The sequence below is a fragment of the Campylobacter concisus genome (assembly GCF_902460575.1).
In the GTDB taxonomy this organism is placed as follows: domain Bacteria; phylum Campylobacterota; class Campylobacteria; order Campylobacterales; family Campylobacteraceae; genus Campylobacter_A; species Campylobacter_A concisus_AW.
Window position 1 is genome coordinate 1 of the sequence record NZ_CABPUY010000008.1, and the last position, 1670, is coordinate 1670.

At 35.0% G+C, this 1670-nt stretch carries 1 protein-coding gene and 1 pseudogene; one reads left to right on the forward strand and one right to left on the reverse strand.

Annotated elements, in window-relative coordinates:
- Positions 1-300: pseudogene (locus tag F3G76_RS10280) on the forward strand (thioredoxin reductase); the annotation flags it as partial.
- A 67-nt stretch (positions 301-367) separates the two neighbouring features.
- On the opposite strand, the gene F3G76_RS10285 reads toward F3G76_RS10280, so the two are convergent.
- On the reverse strand, positions 368-1670 hold a 1303-nt coding region (locus F3G76_RS10285; RefSeq protein WP_149706670.1), incomplete at its 5' end, for a site-specific integrase.

Here is a 1670-nt window from a genome sequence, read left to right on the forward strand (position 1 = left end):
CCTAAATTTCAAGATAGACTAGAGCTTCCAGGATTTCCTAAAGATTGGGATGATAGAACACTTTCTCTTTTTATCGACTCCACCCTCCTAGAAGCCAAAATAATGTCCCTAACCCCACCAGAGGGCTATCCAAATGCACCATACTACAACACACCAGAAGAGCTAACAAGACTATATGAGACTGGTAAATTAGATAAAAAGCTAAACCCTCTAACACCAGTTATGTATAGAGATAGCTTCCCAGAAGATCTTAGGCAAAAGATATTAAGCTATGCTAAAGAGCATAATATAAAGGATTAGCAATTTAACATCAAGCAAGTAGATTATGGTTTATAGAAGGAAGCATACATTCATATAAACCATATGTCTAATAGCATACCATTTCAACTTTTGCTTTTAATACACTAGCATTTATATTTGTAGCATATGTTCCAAGTAAAATTTTATACTGCTTCTCATGTCCTACTATTTGAGCTATGATATTTGGCTCTACTTCTTGTTGGACAAGCGTATCTATAAAATAGTGCCTAAACGAGTAAAAAGTCTTTTGTTTGTCGCTGCTTATTAGCTTTCGTTGTATTTGAGATCTAAAAATTTCTGAAAAGTCTTTATTGCTTACTTTAAAGATGCTTTTATTTGCACTAGCTCTTTGTTTTACAAACTCCATTAGTCCAAACTCTATTAGCTTACTATGAACTGGCACAAGCCTTATGGAATTTATGTTTTTAGTGCTTTTGCCATCATCTCTATTTATGCTAAAGCAAAGCACATTATTGTGCTGCACAATGTCACGTGCTCTTAGCTGGACTATCTCGTTTATCCTCATACCACTATATGCTGCTATCATAGTTATATAGTATAGATCATTTGCACTTATACGTTTGCTCGGTGACTTGTTGGTCTCTTTAAAATTTTGGACTATTTTAAAGATAGCATTAGCCTCTTCTTTGCTATAAGGCAGAACCTTACGCTCCATCGGATTTATCTCTACTTTTACGTTTAGGTCATTTACGATGCTCTTACTTATGTAGTCACTGTTATAGCAATACTTAAAGAACTGCACTACTCTTATCATATATTTTTGTATGGTTACTTGTGATAGCTTGGCATCATTTTTGCCCATGTGTATTATCTGCTCTAGGCTTTTATCTTTATATTTGGCTTTTTGGTTTAGCTTGGTTGGTATGTGAGCCAAAGTATTTCTAAATTTAAGCAGATCATCTCGTGATATGGATGTAATGTCCTTATTTGGATGAAAGAATTTAAATAATATATTACCTACTATATTTACCAGATCCATAGTGCTACTTGACCACTTTTGACTAACGCTAGTGTTAGCTGTAAAATTTTCAAATGCCGTTTTTAGTGTGATGATCTCCCTTCTCTCTATCTTTTTTTGACTAGGAGAACATGGCACTATCTCGTATTCTTGTACTGCCTCATCGTTTAAGCTACCCATGTCAAAGCTGCTATCTCCTACTTTTATGCGCTTGCCTATTAGATGGCTATTGCTAGTTAGTATCTGCTCCGCATCCCTCTCATCACCTTTTGTTTTTACTAGCTTAAAAGGAGTGTTAAGTCCGTATTGTTGCTCAGCAGTTGCCATTATGGCATGTGAGAAATTTTTAGCTAGACTTTTGATATCTTCTTTTTTAAGAGGTAGCCCATTT